This is a genomic window from Shewanella inventionis, from assembly GCF_019931735.1.
Classification (GTDB): Bacteria; Pseudomonadota; Gammaproteobacteria; order Enterobacterales; family Shewanellaceae; genus Shewanella; species Shewanella inventionis.
Map to the genome: position 1 here is coordinate 128,897 of NZ_CP082926.1, position 17,912 is coordinate 146,808.

The 17,912-nt window shown below is 42.6% G+C and carries 15 protein-coding genes; 6 read left to right on the forward strand and 9 right to left on the reverse strand.

Annotated features, from left to right (window positions below; translation table 11 throughout):
- Nucleotides 1-6 precede the first annotated feature (6 nt).
- Nucleotides 7-630, forward strand: a complete 624-nt coding sequence (locus tag K8B83_RS00635; protein ID WP_373284843.1) for an SCO family protein — start codon at nt 7-9, stop codon at nt 628-630.
- Between the two features lie 27 nt (nt 631-657).
- Here the strand turns inward: K8B83_RS00635 and K8B83_RS00640 are convergent, their stop codons facing one another.
- Nucleotides 658-1,716, reverse strand: coding sequence for a polysaccharide deacetylase family protein (locus K8B83_RS00640; RefSeq protein ID WP_188735923.1), 1,059 nt, complete (start codon nt 1,714-1,716; stop codon nt 658-660).
- 14 nt (nt 1,717-1,730) lie between these two features.
- On the opposite strand from K8B83_RS00640, the gene K8B83_RS00645 reads away from it, so the two are divergent.
- The 3 genes from K8B83_RS00645 (at nt 1,731) to K8B83_RS00655 (ending at nt 5,455) form a co-directional block, all read left to right on the forward strand.
- Complete coding sequence (locus tag K8B83_RS00645; protein WP_188735925.1) at nt 1,731-3,074, forward strand: MATE family efflux transporter; 1,344 nt, start codon at nt 1,731-1,733, stop codon at nt 3,072-3,074.
- A 68-nt stretch (nt 3,075-3,142) separates the two neighbouring features.
- On the forward strand, nt 3,143-5,077 hold the full coding sequence (locus K8B83_RS00650; RefSeq protein ID WP_188735926.1) for an alpha/beta hydrolase family protein: 1,935 nt from the start codon (nt 3,143-3,145) through the stop codon (nt 5,075-5,077).
- A 48-nt stretch (nt 5,078-5,125) separates the two neighbouring features.
- The gene (locus K8B83_RS00655) at nt 5,126-5,455 is read left to right on the forward strand and encodes an FKBP-type peptidyl-prolyl cis-trans isomerase (RefSeq protein WP_188735928.1); all 330 of its coding nucleotides are present in this window, start codon (nt 5,126-5,128) and stop codon (nt 5,453-5,455) included.
- Between the two features lie 66 nt (nt 5,456-5,521).
- On the opposite strand, the gene nfuA is transcribed toward K8B83_RS00655, so the two are convergent.
- Together nfuA and K8B83_RS00665 are read right to left on the reverse strand one after the other, a co-directional pair.
- Nucleotides 5,522-6,100: a Fe-S biogenesis protein NfuA gene (gene nfuA, locus K8B83_RS00660; RefSeq protein ID WP_188735930.1), complete on the reverse strand. Its 579-nt coding sequence runs from the start codon at nt 6,098-6,100 to the stop codon at nt 5,522-5,524.
- A gap of 219 nt (nt 6,101-6,319) precedes the next feature.
- On the reverse strand, nt 6,320-7,126 hold the full coding sequence (locus tag K8B83_RS00665; protein WP_188735932.1) for a ComF family protein: 807 nt from the start codon (nt 7,124-7,126) through the stop codon (nt 6,320-6,322).
- 33 nt (nt 7,127-7,159) lie between these two features.
- Here K8B83_RS00665 and bioH point away from each other — a divergent pair, with 33 nt between their 5' ends.
- Together bioH and K8B83_RS00675 are read left to right on the forward strand one after the other, a co-directional pair.
- Entirely contained in the window at nt 7,160-7,951 is a 792-nt protein-coding gene (gene bioH, locus K8B83_RS00670) for a pimeloyl-ACP methyl ester esterase BioH (RefSeq protein WP_188735934.1), read from the forward strand.
- A gap of 63 nt (nt 7,952-8,014) precedes the next feature.
- Nucleotides 8,015-8,518: a hypothetical protein gene (locus tag K8B83_RS00675; RefSeq protein ID WP_188735936.1), complete on the forward strand. Its 504-nt coding sequence runs from the start codon at nt 8,015-8,017 to the stop codon at nt 8,516-8,518.
- Here K8B83_RS00675 and K8B83_RS00680 read toward each other — a convergent pair.
- From K8B83_RS00680 to K8B83_RS00705, 6 genes are all read right to left on the reverse strand, one after another.
- Nucleotides 8,510-10,534 carry an LTA synthase family protein gene (locus tag K8B83_RS00680; RefSeq protein ID WP_188735938.1) on the reverse strand — a complete coding sequence of 675 codons (2,025 nt, stop codon included), beginning with the start codon at nt 10,532-10,534 and terminating at the stop codon, nt 8,510-8,512. The genes K8B83_RS00675 and K8B83_RS00680 overlap by 9 nt on opposite strands.
- Nucleotides 10,535-10,928: 394 nt before the next feature.
- Nucleotides 10,929-12,356 carry a sensor histidine kinase gene (locus K8B83_RS00685; protein ID WP_188735940.1) on the reverse strand — a complete coding sequence of 476 codons (1,428 nt, stop codon included), beginning with the start codon at nt 12,354-12,356 and terminating at the stop codon, nt 10,929-10,931.
- A complete protein-coding gene (locus K8B83_RS00690) occupies nt 12,353-13,030 on the reverse strand; it encodes a response regulator transcription factor (RefSeq protein ID WP_188735942.1) in 678 nt (225 codons plus the stop codon). The genes K8B83_RS00685 and K8B83_RS00690 overlap by 4 nt, the downstream gene beginning before the upstream one ends.
- Nucleotides 13,031-13,113: 83 nt before the next feature.
- On the reverse strand, nt 13,114-13,524 hold the full coding sequence (locus K8B83_RS00695; RefSeq protein WP_188735944.1) for a diacylglycerol kinase: 411 nt from the start codon (nt 13,522-13,524) through the stop codon (nt 13,114-13,116).
- A gap of 9 nt (nt 13,525-13,533) precedes the next feature.
- The gene (locus K8B83_RS00700) at nt 13,534-15,201 is read right to left on the reverse strand and encodes a phosphoethanolamine transferase (RefSeq protein WP_188735946.1); all 1,668 of its coding nucleotides are present in this window, start codon (nt 15,199-15,201) and stop codon (nt 13,534-13,536) included.
- 194 nt (nt 15,202-15,395) lie between these two features.
- Entirely contained in the window at nt 15,396-17,741 is a 2,346-nt protein-coding gene (locus K8B83_RS00705) for a Tex family protein (RefSeq protein WP_188735948.1), read from the reverse strand.
- Between the last annotated feature and the right edge of the window lie 171 nt (nt 17,742-17,912).

Below are 17,912 nucleotides of genomic sequence, written 5' to 3' on the forward strand. Positions count from 1 at the left end.
TTTGCATTGAAAAAACGTATTGCTGCAGGTGTATTCATATTGCTGGCTGCCGGAGTTATGGCCTATCAAATGACCCAACAACGGCCACTTGATTTGGCCACCAGCTATGTATTTGAAACCCCTAGAGCATTGGCACCTTTTACCCTTGAAGATCAATACGGTAATCAATTTACTAATCAGTCTTTACAGGGTAAGTGGAGTTTATTTTTTATTGGCTATACTGCCTGCCCTGATGTGTGCCCAACAACACTCAACAAACTCGCAGCGGCATACCCTGAGTTGCAAAAAATATCTGATTCATTTCAGGTGGTATTTGTGTCAGCCGACCCTAAACGAGACACGCAAATTAAGCGCCTCGATTACATTAACTTTTTCAATAAAGAGTTCAAAGCGGTCAGTGCAGAGCACGCTGCACTATTTCCGTTTAGTCGTGACTTAGGGTTTGTTTATGCCATGGTCGGTGAAGACAGTGACTATCAGGTAGACCACAGTGCTTCGTATGTGTTGGTGTCCCCTCGAGGCGAGAAAACTGCCGTGTTTAAAACTAAGCCCGCTCCTGGGCAACTGCCGCAAATTATCAATAACGAATTGATTAGCGATGTGGATAAGATTGTTAGCGCTTGGCACTAACAATCTATTTTGATCATCGCAATAGGCTTACTCTTGTGGCCACTTGCCATCATCTTTAGGCCGAATCCACATTTGCGAAAACCAGTAATAGCCTGTACGGGTTTTACTGGGCACGGTGCAATTATATCTTGAACGACCTGGCGCCATATCAGCAGTAGCCTGAATGCTAAAGGTATCTTCTTCGAGCCAAATTGGTTTTTTTGCGCCCTGGCCTTGAATAAAGCACATCAATTGATGTGGATATAAATCAGAAGTGTCTAAGGTAACGACTAACTTAGGTCTAAATTTGTCAGAGGTTAACACAGGCTCACTGATATTCTGCTTTAACACTGGCATCGGCAAGCTTGAAAATTTCACCGTTAAGCTAGATAAATCGGCATAAGCATTTGCCACCGGGAAACGCGGCAACGCAGTGATAGACGAATACTCACCAGCAGCGCCAGATTGCTGCCCAAAACCTACAAAGCCATGCTTAACTAAAATAGCCTCTAACGCTGCGGTATACTCACCATAAGGATAAGCAAAAAACTTCACGCTTTGGCCAGTGTGCTTTAGTAATTCCGCCTCGGTTGATAAAATATTATTTTCAACCCTATCATGCCATTGTTCTGAGGTTTCTTTAGGTAGACGACGGATTAAATGTTCATGCCCCCAACTGTGGTTTGCAACCGTAGCGCCTTGTTTGGCTAACGTTTTAATCTCGTCCCAGCTCATCATGCCGTCATAGCCTGCAATAATTGGCGCAGGCGACACAAATACCGTAAAAGGAAAGTGATGCGATGCTAAAATGGGCGCAGCATTTTCAATGATGCTTTCGTATGCATCATCAAAGGTGATCACAATGCTGTTATTGGCAATTGCCGTGTTATTCTTAATGGCATCAACGGCATCCGTTAACGACATCACAGTAAAGTTATTGTCTACTAAATACTGCATTTGCTCGGTAAATTGAGCGGGAGTCACGCTCGTGCTTTTGGGCGTACTGTCAGATACATGATGATATTGCAAAATCACCACCGCGTTAGCGTTAAGGTGAATAAAACTAAAACAGATAACCATCAAGCCTAAAACGATTTTTTTAACCATGATTACTCATACCTATGTCAGTTAGCGCATTACTATTAAATCGCCATAAGCATCGTCAATTATTGGCATTAGCGACACCAATGATACTGTCGAATATCACTATCCCACTTTTGGGGTTAGTAGATACCGCAGTAATAGGCCATTTAGGTCAAGCTTATTATCTTGGTGGGGTTGCGCTAGGCAGCACAATTATCACCTTGATGATTTGGTTGCTCGGATTTTTAAGAATGTCGACAACCGGACTCGTTGCCCAAGCTTACGGAGCAAACGATAGAATAACTCAGCAACAATTATTGTTACAAGGTTGTATCTTAGCATTAACACTGGGGTTTGCCTGCGTGATGTTGCAGTCTCCCATCGTAAATTTTGCATTAAGCCTTAGTGATGCAAGTGAACAAGTCATATTTTACTGTCGTCAATATGTCGATATTCGTATTTGGTCCCTGCCGTTTGCCTTAGTCAATTTAGTATTATTAGGCTGGTTACTCGGCCGCCAAGCTCCTAAAGCCGCCATGTGGCAACTGATCATCGCCAATGGCGCCAATATTATTCTCGATGTAGTGTTTGTTATTGGTTTTCAATGGGATGTACAAGGCGCAGCGCTTGCCTCTGTTATTGCCGATATTTGCGCCTTTTCTGTTGCTTTTATTATGGTTAAACGCCAATTGACTAAAATGGGCGACGTTCATTTAACACGCAGTCTTAGCCAATTATCCTTGCGCGGTTTTAGCCGCTTATTGTCGCTAAATCGTGACATTTTTATTCGTAGTTTGTGCTTACAAGCGGCGTTTAGCTTTATGACATTCCATGGCGCAGGGTTAGGCGACAACATCATTGCGGCTAATGCGGTATTACTTAATCTGTTAATGCTGATCTCATATGCCCTCGACGGAATTGCCTATTATGCCGAAGCTGAAGTTGGCCGAGCATTTGGACAAAAAAACCAAGTATTACTTCAAGATAGTGTTCATCTTGCCTTTTATTGGTCGGCTGCAATTGCCGTGTTGTTTAGCCTGTTATTTTGGGGCGCAGGAGGTGAAATCATTCAATTGCTCACCAATGTAGAACCTGTACAACAAGCAGCAAACCAGTATCTTATTTGGCTAATCTTTATGCCCATTTTAGCATTCGGCTGCTATCTATTTGACGGAGTATATATTGGCGCAGCACAAGGCCAGATTATGCGTAACAGTATGATTATTGCTACCTTTGGAGTGTATTTCCCGTGCTGGTACTTATTACAAACATGGGGGAATCACAGCTTATGGGCGGCAATGTCTGTGTTTATGCTATGCCGCAGTATGACATTAGGCTGGCATTATTTTTATCAGCTTAGATACAGACTAGCTTTGGCATAATAATCATTGATAGCTACAATGCAAATATGTAACATGCTGACAACATTATTATTTTTAACGGACTGTTAATGAAACGGATTTTATGGCTCATCGCCTTTATGTTTGTGCAACTCCCAAACATTATTCAAGCTAACTCCCTACCTGTTGACGCTTTTGCCAGCCTACCTGATGTAAGCTTTGTAACCTTATCGCCTGATGGTACAAAAATCGCGTCGTTAATTAGGATTAACAGTGACACAGTCGACGGGCAAATATTGGGCATTCGCGACATTAACACCAATAAAGATATCTTCCCGGTACAAACCGACAATCAAAAATTTGTTATCTTGTCGCTCACCTGGGCAAACAACGATATTGTCTTAATCAAAGCCAAATACCCTGCTATCCGTCGCGGCGTACCCACAACAGAAACACGCTTAATGAAATACAGCTTAAGCGACGATAAAATCTCTAGTGTGTTTTCTAAGCGGACCTTTTCCCGCTTCCAATTTGTGCCGCAAATACAATCGTCTATTATAGATTATCTTGAAAACGATCCTGACCATATTCTTATGGAAATAAGCGGTTTAGGCTCACAAGCACAATATGAAAGTGTGGTTCAAGTCAGCTTAAAAAGCGGTGGAATCAAGCAAAAGCAATACGCAGAAAAATACATTGAAGATTGGATAACCGATAGACAACATCAGGTACGCATTGGCATTTATCGCGACGATACAAGCTACCGTATTTATGAACAACAAAAAGCCAATGGTGACCTGCGATTATTATGGGAATTTGAAGCCTTTGATGAAAACGCCATCTGGCCAATGGGCTTTGACCATGACCCCAACATCCTTTATGTCAGCGCTTATCATCAAGGCTTAAAAGCCATTTTTAAAGTCAATTTAACCGACCCCGATCTCACCAAAGAGTTGGTATATCAAAACGAGAATTATGACGTAGAAGGCCAACTCATTTATTCCAAGTTAAAACAAAAAGTCATCGGCATTGATACCAATATTGAAGGTGAATTCCTATTTTGGGACCAAGACTATATCAAGCTCAATAATGGATTAAACCAAGTATTGCCAGAGTCACATAATGTCATCAATCAACTCAGCGATGATGAGCGTCGTTACCTCGTTTATAGCACAGGCCCCATTGAATCTGGCACCTACTTTTATGGCGACCGGGACAAAGGAGAGCTTTACCCAATTGCCTATCGTTATAGTCAATTAACACCAGAAGTGTTATCTAAACCTAAAAAAGTGAATTACAACGCCCGTGACGGTTTGGCTATCGAAGCGTTTTTAACTACTCCTAAAAACACAGAAGCCAAACACCTCCCAACCATTATTTTCCCGCATGGCGGTCCGATTAGTTACGACTCAACTTCATTTGATTATTGGGCGCAGTTTTTCGCTAATCGCGGCTATGCCGTGTTGCAAATGAACTTTCGAGGATCAGCAGGCTACGGCTATCAGTTTATGACCTCAGGGCTAAAAAACTGGGGCCTTGAAATGCAAAATGATGTTGAAGATGGTGCTCACTGGCTTATTGAACAAGGTATTACTGACCCTAAACGTATCTGTATTGTTGGCGCCAGTTATGGTGGCTACGCAGCATTAATGGGGGTAGCTAAAACACCCGATTTGTATAGATGTGCTATTAGCGTAGCAGGTGTGACAGACCTTGAATATTTAATTAAATCATCACGTAGATACGACAACAGTAAAATTGTTAAAAAACAAATTGGCGATGACTATGACGATTTATATCAACGCTCACCAATAAGTAAAGCCGCCAGTATAAAAGTGCCTGTATTGTTAATCCACGGCACAAAAGATCGCGTCGTAAAAGTAGACCATAGCGAAGAAATGTACGATGAGCTTAAAGGATTAAATAAAGCCGTAAAGTACGTTGAATTAGAAAATGGCGATCATTATCTCAGTAACAATGAACACCGCCTAACCACATTTATTGAAATAGAGCGCTTCCTGGCAACCCATATTGGGGTAAAATAACCGCACATTTTTTAAAGGCCAATTAGCCCAAGATGAGTAGAGAAAACGATGACCCAAGAATTGATAATAACCGATCTTGAAGTCGGCACGGGCAAAACCGCAGTAAAAGGCGCGCTAATAACGACCCGCTACAGTGGGCGATTAGCAAATGGAACACAGTTTGATGCATCTGATGCCTTTCAATGTGTCATCGGTACTGGCCGAGTCATTAAAGGCTGGGATCAAGGCATTATTGGCATGAATGTCGGCGGTAAAAGGCAATTATCAGTACCGGCGCACCTAGCTTACGGCGAGCGACAAATTGGCGATCGTATTCCGGCTAATTCAGATTTGTTTTTTGAAATCGAATTACTTGAAGTGCTCACACGAGACGATTAACCCATCTATATATAAACAAAAACGCGACTCAAAAGTCGCGTTTTTATTTGCTCACACTCAACACTCTTAAGCGTAAGAATGCTCACCATGTTGGTGATCCGTCACGTCACGCACACCGGTTAACTCACCAGGGAACATATCTAATAACTGCTTTTCGATACCATCTTTTAGGGTGATATCAACTTGCGAACAACCGTTACATCCACCGCCAAACTGCAACACAGCAACACCCGCATCGGTAATTTCAACCAACATAATGTTACCGCCGTGGCTGGCTAATTGTGGGTTAATTTCTGACTGAATTACATATTCAATACGTTCAACTAATGGTGCATCACCCGCCACTTTACGCATTTTAGCGTTAGGTGCTTTTAGGGTTAATTGTGAACCTAACTGATCGGTAACAAAGTCAATGCTAGCATCATCTAAAAATGGTGCGCTTTTTTCATCAACCATGGCGCTAAAGCCATTAAATGGTAACTCAATATCGTCAGCTTCTACTGCATCTGGCGGGCAGTAAGACACACCGCACTCAGCTTGTGCAGTACCTGGGCTGATAACAAAAACACGAATATGAGTGCCTTCTGGCTGATCGGCCAATAATTTAACGAAATGGGCCTGAGCTGTATCGGAAATGGTGATCATGAAAACCTGCTCCCTCAGGGTATACCCGAGTAATTTAGTAAGAATTAAGCACATGATACTCCGACTTGGATTTGCTTTGTAGTCTCTGAATGATTTGATCTTGAAAAAATGATCCACTGCAAAGTTTTTAAGCACAAAAACCATCTAGCTAAGACTAAAATAAATACATGCAATGCACTGATTTTATAACAAAATAAAACCGTTATTACTCAAATCGAATTAATCTAATAACCCTGGGGCCTCAGCACGCGCTAAACACCAGGTTTGCACATAAACATGTTGTTGAGTAAACAGCCTCGCAATTTCTTCCACTGTGGTACCCGTTGTCACCACATCATCAATAAGTGCGATACGCTGATAAGGAAAATGCGCACTTAATGAAAATGCATTACGGCAATTTTTACGCCGCTGCTTGCCCGATAAGTCAGCCTGTGGGGCGGTATCTACCATCCTAGTTAAACTACCATCATCAATAGGGATACCTAATAATTGGCTCAACCTATGCGCGATTAACCAGGCTTGATTAAACCCACGCTCACGCAAACGATTAGGGTGTAAAGGAACGGGGACTAACACTTGTGGCGCGCGGATGAGTTTATGCTCTATTAACTGACTCACTCTTGTTGCGAGTTGTTGAGTTATGGCATTAATTGGCGCGCACTGTTGCTGATATTTTATCGCCGCAATCAACGGCCCTAACCCCTGATGATAACTGCACGGCGCCACCACCAACATCGGTGTATGTTTTAAGCATTTACCGCAATACGCTTGTAACTGTGAAATTTCACGACCACAGCCCAAACACACTTCATGTTGATATAAACTGGCTGCCAAGCACACCTGACAAATACCGCTCAACACCTGGTTAGGAAATAACCTTTGATAGTCAAGCTGCTCAACTCGGTGCTGGCACAGCTGGCAACGGTTGGGTAAACTGCTCAGCAATGCCACACTTGCAAACTGATAAACAGATTTACTGCGCCTCACTAAGCCGGACATCTTACGTTTAAATACAGTTACAGACATAGGCAATTCATTCCATTAAAAAGAGAGATTAATGTGAGCTTTCCTGCACTGCATATCGAGATTGTTGGCACCCAAGGGCCAGATGTTGTCCTACTGCATGGATGGGGGGTCAATAACGCCGTATTCAGTCCATTAAAAAACGCATTACATCAGTATAGAGTGCATTATGTTGACCTGCCGGGTTTTGGCCTAAGCCCAAATATAGACGGTGATATCAATCAATGGGTGCAAGCACTGGCGCAGCAGCTACCGAAAAATGCCATATGGATAGGTTGGTCGTTAGGGGGATTGCTCGCCACTAAAGTAGCGATAGATTTTCCAGATTCAGTCTCAACGTTAGTCACCCTCGCCTCATCACCCTGCTTTATGGCCAGAGAGGCCACCGAAACAACCCCTGCCTGGCCAGGAATATTACCAGCGGTATTAGGGCAATTTTCAACACAACTCAATCGCGACTTACCACGCACAGTTGAGCGCTTTTTAGCAATTCAAGCCATGGGCAGTGATAACGCTAAAGCTGATATTAGCCAAATAAAACAGCTGGTACTGAGTAAACCCATGCCAAGTAGACAGGCATTAGCACAGGGATTAACTATGTTGGAAGAGGTTGACCTGCGCGGCCTGTTAAGCCAGCTACAACAACCCTGGTTGCGCGTTTGGGGTAAACTCGATGGCCTCGTTCCACAACGCGTCATTAAACACATGCCACAGGCTAGTCATATTACCGATGCGATCATCCCAAAAGCATCTCACGCGCCGTTTATTTCGCATCAAGATGAATTTTTGCACAATTTATTGCCTTGGATCATAAAATATCAGCAATAGCACTTTAGCTAATGAACGAGTTTGGCTATAATTTAGCCACGGTTAAATACAATAGCGACTGCGATGATCATTAACACTCATTATCCGCAAGTGCCTTTAGCAACATCGAATGTTGCGACGGATCTTGCACGAGTGGACAATCAACAAAAACCGCCGATTATTCCACCTCAAGAACCCAGCAAAGGCCACGAAGAACGCGCGTTTAATCCACAAAATGAACGGGCTCAAGCTTTTGTCGTGGCTGAAAAAAAACAGCAACAAGATCAATCTCAGCGCCAACAGCAAAACCTAACCCAACAGTCTGTTGACCCAAAAGCATTGTTGCAACAAGCCACACGACCACAAACTGTGCGCATCATGGCAAGCAACACACCAGCTCTGCAACGCAAAGACATTCAAATTAAATCACAATCGGCCACGACAAAAAGCTACATAGAGTCAACGCCACGCCAAGCCGATAGCAGCATGACCAACGCTACCGCTCAACAGTTTGGCATGCGAATTGGCCAGTTTTATCAGCAACAATCCGCACCCAATCTCGAGTCGCAATTACAAATATTAGCGTGACACTTTCTTTAAATTTTTGCCTGTTTCAACAGTGCTTTTTTCTGGTTTAAATAGCATTTTGTTGTACGCCAAACTCCCCCACAATGCCCAACCCAAAGCCGTTTCAGCTTGTTTACTATCGAGTTCTTTAGGGATTAAATGCTCACTGGCAAAGTCATACGTAAAGCTTTCTGCTGGTAATTCTGGCTGTAAAATAGTGACCAGGTTACCCTCTAATAAGCCAAAGTTTTTGTCATATTGCATCATCGCCCGCCCCTTCCAATCGCTTGGAACCTGGGTTAAATCTCGACCTAACATTGGATAACTGTCAGACACGCCCATCAGCGACAATAATGTGGGTGCCATATCGATTTGGCTTGTCACCCGTGAGTCACGTTTGACGTCAATACCTTCGCCTAAAATCAGCCCTGGGATCCTAAAGCGAGAAACTGGCACTAAGTCTGAACCACTGACACGGCTGTCATGATCTGCCACAACTAAAAATATTGTGTCTTTCCAATACTCTGATTTTTTTGCTTTTTTGAAAAACTCGCCCACAGCATAATCGGCATATTTTACTGCGTTATGCATGGTGTATTGTGGTTGCTCATAAAGCTCAATCCGATTATCAGGAAACTCAAATGGATCATGATTACTTGAGCTAAACACTAAACTAAAGAAAGGTTTACCTTGTTTATGCATTCGCGAAAACTCTTCATCAGCTCTGAATAACAAGTCTTCGTCTGACACTCCCCAAGACGCAATAAATGCAGGATTTTTATAATCACCTTGATCAACAATATTGGTGAAACCATTACCTAAAAAGAAACTGCGCATATTATCGAAATGACTTTCGCCACCATAAATAAATTGGGTTTCATAACCATGTTGCTTTAATAAATCTGCAATCGTAAAAAAGCCTGTCTGACTCTTACCTAGCTTAACCACTGCACGCGCTGGTGTTGGTGTAAAACCAGTAGTAATCGCTTCAATCCCACGTACAGAGCGAGTACCTGTGGCGTAAAGGTTTTCAAAAAACCAGCCTTCCTGCGACAACTTATCGATATTGGGTGTTAACGGTAACCCACCTAAACTTCCCACAAAACGTGCGCCTAAGCTCTCTTGTAAAATAATCACCAAGTTTTTAGGTTTACCACTATAGCTTGCTTGATTGAAAGACAACGTCGGTATTTCGGTTGAGGTAAACGCCTCCATGGGGCGGCCACTTTCACGGCGCACAATATCAATAATTTTATCGGCAGATAGTTTGCCATACACTTTTGAAGCATCTTCTTCGTTATTCATTTGCGAAATTGCAAACATTAATGAAAACGATGAATTAAGCACTAATGAATTGACTAATGGGTCATTGGAAAACGCCACTAACGAAGGGTTTAACGGGCGGTGTCCTAAAGATGAACGCGCGCCTAATAAAATCACGACTATGACTAATATGGTTAATACAGGCCGCCAATACCATTTTGGGTATGTAATTTGTTGCGTTAAACGGCCACCGAGCCACCAACCACCAGCTAACGTACCAATTGTGATAAGTGAAGATAAAATAAGCTCAGCTTTGCGCCCAGCCCATAACATCGATAAGACTTCTTTTGGATATATCAGATATTCAACATATAAACGGTTTGGCCTAAAACCATATTCGGCGATAAAAGACGGCGTAGACACTTCTAAAAATACCAGTACCCATAAACCGAGCGTAAGCCACACACGTAAAATGACTAACCAGACACGGCCAACAATATGTTCACCCGAAAAAATAACAGTACCCAGTGCTGCAATGCCAAAAACCCAGCAGATAGAAGCAATATCAACCCGTAACCCCTGGCTTAAAATATAACCCCAACCTTGCGCATCGGTGACACGCTCGGCTTGCCATATCGACAAACCTATACGGCTTAAACTCATCACGATAAGCGAAATAATGCTAAAAGCGAAAATGGCTTTGAATAAACTGGGTGAGAAGTATTGTTTTTGTGGATTATGATTAACACCCACACCTGAGAAGCTAGTCGTCATTTAGACTCCATTATTATTATTTTTTATGCTCTTAACCAAATTTTGTGCGCAAAAAGCTAACCCTAAATAACAATGGTTATTAGGAAAATCTCATCAGCGACTATTAAAAAGGCAAAAACGTTAACAGTACCAACAACTTTATTTTTAACGGCAAAACAAGTTCATTTTTATCGTTAAAAAAGTCTACTGGGTAAATTTCAATATTTTTATGTATTTCAATTGCTAAAAAGAATGTGACCCTTTTTAACGATATACTCATAAAAAATTGGCACCAAAAGTAGTTAAACTTAAGACTTACGTTTAGGTAAAAAGTTCACTCTCAAGGCCATTTTTATTAACATTTAAGCTGGGGCTGGTTTTATTGTAAATACCATGGTTTGCGCCTATAAGTGACTTAATCTACATTGGGAATGTGAACAGTAAACTTAATCCGGTCTTCTGCCATTAACCCAAAACTAAATACAAAACCATTTACCTTGGCGATATTTTCCACAATCGCCAAGCCTAATCCATGACGCTCGGTATTAGTACGCGACTGTTCAGCCTGGAATAACGGTTGAGTTAGGCGCTCTAAATCATCGGTTTTTAAACTGGTTAGAAGTTGATTTTCTACACTCAGGGTTACGCCGTTAGCGTCACTGCTTAATCGAACGGTTATTACCGACTTTGGTGGACTGTAATACAACGCGTTATCAAATAAATTAGTAAGAATAAGATGTAATGAAAACTCATCGACCAAAACACTGCTATTACGCAGATAATTTTCCACCTGCATACGCTCAGTTATGGTGTTGTACTTAAATGTTAAGGCTTCAATAATTCGATCGACTAAATCGGTAACATCAAGCTGCTGTCGATGCAGATGCATATTTTCAGACGAAGCTTGCTGCAGCAGTAATAAGTTACTCACAATGGTCTTCATCCGCAGACTAATATTAAGCACATCTTGTTTATAGGTAGCACCAATACGCTGATCATCCGGGTAGCGAATATAAATCTCACTTAAACTAATAAGCTCACTAATGGGTGTTTTCAGCTCATGGGCAATATCGGCGGTGATCCGCTTTTCAGTTTGCAAATATTGCTGGCTAATTTTAACGAACTTATTCAATTCATTACGTATCGGTTCAATCTCAAGATAACGCTCAGACTCAGTTGATAACGGAATATATTTTTGGGTGACATCAACACTTTTTAATGCGTTATTAAGTTCATTTAACGGCACTAAACCCCGAGATATCACCTTGACCACCGCCCAGCGCATCAACACAATTACCAGTAACAAACCAATGGCTAAACTGGAATCAATTATCACCAAAATTTGAGTTAAATCTTCAGAACTAATTGCCACGGTTAACCACATTGGCTCAACCGAGTACCCCACCACATTACGTAATGAATTTGGCACTTGAGGTTCAAAATATGACACCATTGCACGCCCTGAACGGCCGTCGGGTAATTCTACGTCAGCAAAAACAGCACTATTAATTGGTATGTCTTTTTTGAGTAAATCAATACCCGGAAAATGACCCAACGACTCCGATCGCTCAAATACGGCATCACCTTGCCATAGTTGGAAAAAGCTGGCTTTAGTTGAGGTGCCAAATTCAGGCATAAATTCGCCCGCAAAATCAAATTCAGTACCTTCAGGGGTTACTTTTACTAACGTTTTTAAATAATTAGATTTATCAGTGAGTGCATTATCAAACTCAACATCAACCCAATTATCGATACTGATATCAATCGCCAAAAATACAATAATTAAAATTGCTGTCACCACATAGGTCATGGTGTTCATTAGTTTAGTGGTTAAAGACTTCATGCTTGCGTATCCACAAAATAGCCAAAACCACGTTTATTTTTAATCGGTAACATTGCCCCTACAGCTTTGGCTTTTTTACGCACCGACGATAAATGCGCTTCAATCGTATTTTTAGATAAGTGACTAAACGATCCCACCACTGCCTCGCTGATTTGTTCAGGATTTAACACTTGTTTAGGGTTGTTAAATAAGTATTCCACTATCTTAAATTCGTTTTTAGTCAGATCGATAAAATGACCATTAACCCGCAAAGACTTATTGCTACTATCAAGCACAAAATCGGCGATGCTAATTGTTTTTGCTTGTTGATTTAACTCACCACGGCGCCCCATGGTAATTAATCGGGCCTGGAGCTCATCAAACGAAAATGGTTTGGTTAAATAGTCATCCGCGCCAGACAATAATCCGTTAACGCGGTCTTCCGCCTGAGATTTAGCCGATAAAATAATGACCTTAGCTTGATTACCTAGCTTACGGATACTTTTCAATAAGCTAATGCCATCGACATTAGGCAGCATTAAATCCAAAATAATAAAGTCATATTGATTGGTGAGCGCCATGCTCAAGCCTTCAGAACCGTCACCGGTTTCATCAACGGTATAACCCAAATGGTCTAACCCAACCCGAATACCACGGCGAAGTGCCTCAGAGTCTTCAATTAACAACACTTTCATTGAGCATCCTTTATCATTTTTATGCTTTATCCATGAAACTAACCACTATTTTGGCACATCGGTGTTCAGCCGTTACGAATAGTTTATGGCCATAAAACCGCCCACCAAATAATCGCAGCCATCAGCATGCTCACAAATACAAACGCTGATGAGATGTCCTTGGCCAAACCTGATAACGTATGAAACTCAAGGCCAATTCGATCGACAACGACCTCTATAGCAGTGTTAACCAGTTCGGCAAACAATACAAACAGTAGCGCTAAAACTAACATAGTAGTTTGTACTGCTGTGATATTTGCCATACATGCAAACACTGTCAATGGCACAAACAGCATCAACTCTTGTTGAAAAGCCGCCTCGTTACGACACATCCACTTTAAGCCGTTAAAGGTATGTTTACAGGTATATAGTAAGCGCATTAGCCCTTGGCGCTTAACCACTATTTTAGGCGATTCAGTTGATTGAGCTTTATTTGCCGAGCTTGATGATGTCATGGAGCGTTCCTAATTCAATTTACAGTTGCTGGTGATATCTAATTTAGCATCACGCGCCGAGGTATTTACGCCATAGAGGCCTAGCAAGCTGTGAAACAAGTTGTCGTGTGAGTAGCTTGCTGTTTGGGCATGATCAGCAATACATTCACGGTCGACACCTTTGGCTTGGGTGTATTCTTGCGGCAACCACATAAACCAAGGCACATGTGTTTGCTGGCTAGGCGCAATACTGTAAGGCGTGCCGTGTAAGTACATGCCACTTTCACCTAACGATTCACCATGATCAGACAGGTAAACCAATGCCACATTATAGTTGTCTTGGTATTGCTCAAGCACCTTAATGGTTTTAGCTAACACAAAGTCGGTATAGGCAATGGTATTGTCGTATACGTTGATGATTTCTTGGTCACTGCAATTTTCAATATCACTGCGGCTACACTCAGGGGTAAATGAAGCTTTGTCTGCGGGGTATCGTTGCCAGTAAGTTGGCCCATGGCTGCCAATAGTATGTAACGCAATAAATTGGTTAGTTAACCCTTTACCCGACGCAGCACTTGTCTGAGCATCTTGTTGTAATTTTTGCGTGAGCTTTTCAACTAAAATTTCGTCATAACAACTTAAACCATCACACAATGGGTTGTTTTCATTAGGTGATATGTCAATGGTGTTAATCCGTGCACCCACCGCTTTATCGCCACCGTCATTGTCAAACCAGGTCACTTCAACGCCTGCCGCTTTAATGACATCAAGCACATTATTTTGCGCCTCTGCGGCTTCGCGGTTGTAGCTATTGTGAGTCAAGTTAGAAAACATACACGGCAGAGAGTGCGCCGTTGCCGTGCCGCACGACGACACATTTTGCAATGCAATAATGCTTAAGTCTTGGGTGTATGGGTTGGTATTACGCTGATAACCGTTATAAGCCATGTTTTGCGCTCGCGCCGTTTCGCCAACCACCAATACCATTAAGGTAGGCTTGCCATTGGCAACTGGCACTAACTGCGCATCTTGGCCTATAGGGTTAAACGTCAACTTCTCGCTAAAAAAACGCTGATTAATATACTTAGCTGTGTTGTAAATGTGCGCAGGAATAATCATCTTATTCAGGTATTGATTATTGCGTCCTACAGAGGCGTAATCCTTGTAAAAAAACACAATCATTGCACCAATAACGGCCAAACCTAATACCACAAAGCCAACGCGACGAATTACGGTTTTAGCCACCGAAGCGCGATCTGTTACATTCGTGCTCAATAACCAAATCGATGGCAATACGCCAAACGCCAACACATAACCCACTGAGTAGGCATTAATGTATGAGTATGCCTCGCCAGAGTTAGTCTCAAAAATATTTTCAATCATGCTGTAATCAATCATCACGTTGTACTTGAGCATCGCATACATCGCCGCAGATGAGGTCAGCAGTAACACAACCATAACGGGCTTAAACACAAATCTAATCGTAAATAAACTGAAAATAACCATAAAGCAGCCACTGAGCAAAATAGCTGGAGAGAGCGAAAATAGCACATGGCCCTCTGTCGATAATTGGTAAATTTTACGAATAATAGGGAAGTTTAATACCAGGCCAAAATACACCGCAATAATGAGCGTCATCACTTCATAACTGATGCTTTTGGGGGTAATGCGTGAAAGTGTTTGGGTTAATAATTTCAAAATTGCCACTCGCGTTAAACTCAACTGGCGCTGATATTCAACTAAAACACTTAAGATCCACTGAATAAAAACTGAATTATTGCTGACTGTAGAAGTTCAGTTTTCTAAGGCAATAAAAAAGCCCCTGCATAGCAATGCAAGGGCTTATTAATCAATAGTTTAATTCAGCTCAATCTTGTGTAAGCATAGGCAAATTATTTCTTCAGTTTGGCAAAGGCATCAGCAAACGCATTACCCATTGCGGCATTCTGAACTGGTTTAGCTGGCTTGTTTTGCTGTTTTTGCTGCCCACCTTGTTTAGGTTTACCGCTAAATGAAGTTTTTTGAGGTGCAGATTTAGCTTGGCCCGTTTTGGCAGGTGCTGGTTTTTCATCGAGGCGCATACTTAAGGCAATGCGGCGACGCTCAACGTCCACTTCCATCACCTTCACTTTAACTACATCACCTGCTTTGACCACGGTATGTGGGTCGCTCACAAACTTGTCAGTTAATGATGAAATATGCACTAAACCGTCTTGGTGCACACCAATATCCACAAAGGCACCAAAGTTAGTCACGTTGGTCACCACGCCTTCTAAAATCATTTCAAGCTTAAGGTCATTTAAGTCTTCAACACCGTCTTTAAAGCTGGCTGTTTTAAACTCTCCACGCGGATCTCGTCCTGGCTTATCAAGTTCTGCCAAAATGTCGTTAATGGTTGGCACACCAAAGCTGTCGGTCACAAAGTCAGCGGCGCTAATACTGCGCAGTAAATCTGTGTTACCTATCAACTGTGCAACCGGTTGCTGCTTAGCTGCAGCAATCGATTCAACTAAGCTATAGGCTTCAGGGTGAACCGATGAGGCATCAAGTGGGTTGTCGCCATTGCGGATACGTAAAAAACCTGCTGCTTGCTCAAATGCCTTTGGCCCAACACGCGGCACACTCAATACTTGCTTACGGTTAGTAAACTGCCCATTGGCGTCGCGGTAATCAACAATATTTTTGGCGAGGGTTTTATTTAACCCAGCAACTTGAGCCAGTAACGGTGCAGACGCCATGTTTAAATCAACACCCACGCCGTTTACACAATCTTCAACAACAGCCTCAAGCGATTGCGACAACATGCTTTGGCTCACATCATGTTGATATTGGCCAACGCCGATGGCTTTCGGTTCAATTTTAACCAGCTCAGCTAATGGGTCTTGTAAACGACGAGCAATCGATACTGCGCCGCGAATAGACACATCTAAATCCGGAAATTCATTGGCAGCAAACTCAGATGCTGAATACACCGATGCACCCGCTTCGCTTACCATCACTTTGGTTAAGTTGGGTTGCGAGTCTTTAACAGCCGCAATCAGCTCACCAGCTAACTTATCGGTTTCACGCGAGCCCGTACCGTTACCAATAGCAATAATTTCAACCTTGTGCATAGTGACAAGGTTGCTTAGCGTACGAATGGATTTGTCCCACAGGTTTTGTGGCGCATGTGGGAATATCGTTGTGTGTGCCACCAGCTTGCCAGTGTTATCAACAATGGCCACTTTAACGCCAGTGCGGATCCCAGGGTCAAGGCCCATGGTGGCTTTCGCGCCCGCAGGAGCTGCCATTAACAAATCGCCTAGGTTGCGGGCAAACACTTTAATAGCTTCTTCTTCTGCGCTTTCACGCATTTTGGCAATAAACTCGGTTTCCATTTGCAAGGCCACTTTAATGCGCCATGTTGAGGTAACAACCGTTTTTAGCCAGCTATCAACGCTAGAGTCAGTCAGCGCTAACTTAAAGTGATCGCTAATGATCACTTCACAATAGCTGCCCTGGGTGGCTTCGGTATCTGGGTCGGCATTCATCGACAAGCTCAACACGCCTTCGTTACGGCCACGCAGCATGGCTAATGCGCGATGAGATGGGATTTTGCTCATCAGCTCGTTGTGTTCAAAATAGTCGCGGAACTTAGCGCCTTCTTTCTCTTTGCCTTTGACCACACGGCTCTCAAGCACAGCTTGTTGGCTTAAGTGTTGGCGAACTTTACGCAACAGCTCAGCATCTTCTGCAAAGCGTTCCATTAAAATATAACGCGCGCCATCTAACACGGCTTTTGCATCGGCAAAGCCTGCATCTGCATTAACAAACTCAAGGGCTTTGCTGTCAATATCTAATGTGCGATCAGCTAAAACTGCTTCAACTAAAGGTTCGATACCGGCTTCGATAGCAATTTGCCCTTTAGTACGGCGCTTAGGTTTGTATGGTAGGTATAAATCTTCAAGGCGGGTTTTACTGTCGGCTTCATTAATCGCTTGCGACAGGGCTGGGGTTAACTTACCTTGCGCTTCGATGCTCGACAACACCACCTGGCGGCGGTCATGTAACTCACGTAAATAGCCAAGGCGTGAAAACAAGTTACGCAATTGGGTATCATCTAAGCCACCAGTGGCTTCTTTACGATAACGGGCCACAAACGGTACGGTAGCACCATCATCTAACAGCGCTATGGTCGCAGTGACCTGTTGTTCACGAACGTTCAGTTCTTGAGCGATAATCTGGGCAATATTATGCATAATCAGTAGAATTCGGCATGGTTTAAAATAAAATTATGCCAAAGATACCATAAAGACTACTAATTCGCTGCTAGTACTAAAAGCTTTATGATCCTTAGCAGACAATGCGCAGCCTACATACTGATGATATGCTTCACGCAAATACTGTCTTAAAAATAATACACAGATAAA